The sequence below is a fragment of the Komagataeibacter kakiaceti JCM 25156 genome (genome assembly GCF_000613305.1).
Genome location: NZ_BAIO01000377.1, coordinates 1 through 2,324, shown reverse-complemented (window position 1 = coordinate 2,324; position 2,324 = coordinate 1). Strand labels below are relative to the sequence as shown.

Here is a 2,324-nt window from a genome sequence, read left to right as displayed (position 1 = left end):
CCGCCACAATCGAGGGCGCGATCCGGTCGGGCCGTGCTGCGGCGCAGGCCGTCCATGCCCGCAGGGGCCTGCCGGGCCGACCGAAATGAAAACGATGTACGGATTTGCAATAGGCCCCCGTCACGCGACGGGGAACGTGGAATGATGGCGAACACAATCGATACACTCACCGCTCCCCGCACCACCACGGGCATGGCGGACACCACGCCCATGGACCCGGCCAGTCTGGACCGGGCCGTCACCCGCGCCCAGGCCGCGCTGGGCAGGCGACAGGCCGATGACGGCCACTGGGTCTTCGACCTTGAGGCCGATGCGACCATTCCGGCCGAATACGTGCTGCTGGAACATTACCTGGACCGGATCGACCCGGAACTGGAACAGCGCATCGGCGTCTACCTGCGCCGTATCCAGGGCACGCATGGCGGGTGGCCGCTGTATCAGGACGGCAAGTTCGACCTGTCGGCCTCGGTCAAGGCGTATTTCGCCCTCAAGGCCATCGGGGACAGCGTGAACGCGCCGCACATGATCCGCGCCCGACAGGCGATCCTGGACCATGGCGGCGCCGAGCGGACGAATGTATTCACCCGCCTCCAGCTCGCCCTGTTTGGCGAGGTGCCGTGGGAAGCCGCGCCCGCCATGCCGGTCGAGATCATGCTGCTGCCGCGCACGGCCCTGTTCTCGGTGTGGAACATGTCCTACTGGTCGCGCACGGTCATCGCCCCCCTGCTGGTGCTGGCCGCGCTGCGCCCGCGCGCCATCAACCCGCGCGACGTGCATGTGCAGGAACTGTTCGTCACCCCGCCGGCAAAGGTGCGCGACTGGATTCGCGGGCCGTACCGTTCGGTATGGGGGCGTGTGTTCAAATACGTGGACGTGGTGCTGCGCCCCGTCGAGAGCCTGATCCCCGAAAAGACCCGCCGCAAGGCCATCAAGGCGGCGGTGGACTTCATCGAACCCCGCCTCAACGGTCTGGACGGGCTGGGGGCCATCTACCCCGCCATGGCCAATACGGTCATGATGTTCCGCGCCCTGAACGTGCCCGATACCGACCCGCGCGCGAAAACCGCGTGGGAGGCCGTGCGCCGCCTGCTGGTCAATCAGGGCGAGGAAACCTACTGCCAGCCCTGCGTCTCCCCCATCTGGGATACGGGACTGGCCGGTCACGCCATGATCGAGGCGGCGTCCGGCCCCAAGGGAATCGCACCCGAAGAGACGAAAAAGAAGCTGGAAGCCGCGGGCAAATGGCTGCGTGAACGCCAGATTCTGGATGTGAAGGGTGACTGGGCCATCAACCGTCCGGGCCTGCGGCCGGGTGGCTGGGCCTTCCAGTACGCCAATGACTATTACCCCGACGTGGATGATACCGCCGTGGTGGGCATGCTGCTACACCGGGAGGGGAATCCCGCCAACACGGAAGCCATTGAACGGGCGCGGGAATGGATCATCGGCATGCAGAGCACGAATGGCGGCTGGGGCGCGTTCGATGTCGATAACAACCTCGACCTGCTCAACCACATTCCCTTCGCCGACCATGGCGCGCTGCTCGACCCGCCCACGGCGGACGTGACGGCGCGCTGCATCTCCTTCCTCGCCCAGCTTGGCCACCCCGAGGACCAGCCCGTCATCGACCGTGGCATCGCCTATCTCCGCGCCGAGCAGGAGCAGGATGGTTCGTGGTTCGGGCGCTGGGGCACCAATTACATCTATGGCACATGGTCGGTGCTGTGCGCGCTGAACGCGGCCGACGTGGCCCATGACGATCCCATGATCATCCGCGCCACCGACTGGCTGCGCAGCCACCAGCGCGAGGATGGCGGCTGGGGCGAGGACTGCGCCAGCTATGAAGGCGCCGCGCATGGCACGTACAAGGAAAGCCTGCCGTCACAGACCGCATGGGCGGTGCTGGGCATGATGGCCGCCGGGCTGCACGAGGATCCCGCCGTGGCCCGTGGCGTCGCCTATCTGGGCCGCACGCAGGGCGAGGATGGCGAATGGGCGGAAGAGCCGTACAACGCCGTCGGGTTCCCCAAGGTGTTCTACCTGCGCTACCACGGCTACCGCCAGTTCTTCCCGCTCATGGCCATGTCACGCTACCGCAACATGCAGGTCAGCAACACCGGCCGCGTGGGCTACGGGTTCTGAGGGCGGGGGAGCGCTAGACATGTCCGATACGGTATCCACGCCCCCGTTTTCCCGGCTCGGGATTGTGGTGGGGATGGAGGCGGAGGCCTCGCTGATCCGCCCGTTCCTGCCCCATGCCCGCATCGGGCTGAGCGGGGCGACCCTGTCGGGCGCGCGGCAGGCCGTGCTTGACCTGCTGGAAG

Annotated in this window: 1 protein-coding gene; it reads left to right on the top strand. The window is 67.0% G+C overall.

Translation table 11 applies throughout. From position 1 onward, the window contains the following. Window positions 1-192 precede the first annotated feature (192 nt). Window positions 193-2,142 carry a squalene--hopene cyclase gene (shc, locus tag JCM25156_RS14025; RefSeq protein ID WP_242402669.1) on the top strand — a complete coding sequence of 650 codons (1,950 nt, stop codon included), beginning with the start codon at window positions 193-195 and terminating at the stop codon, window positions 2,140-2,142. Window positions 2,143-2,324: the final 182 nt, after the last annotated feature.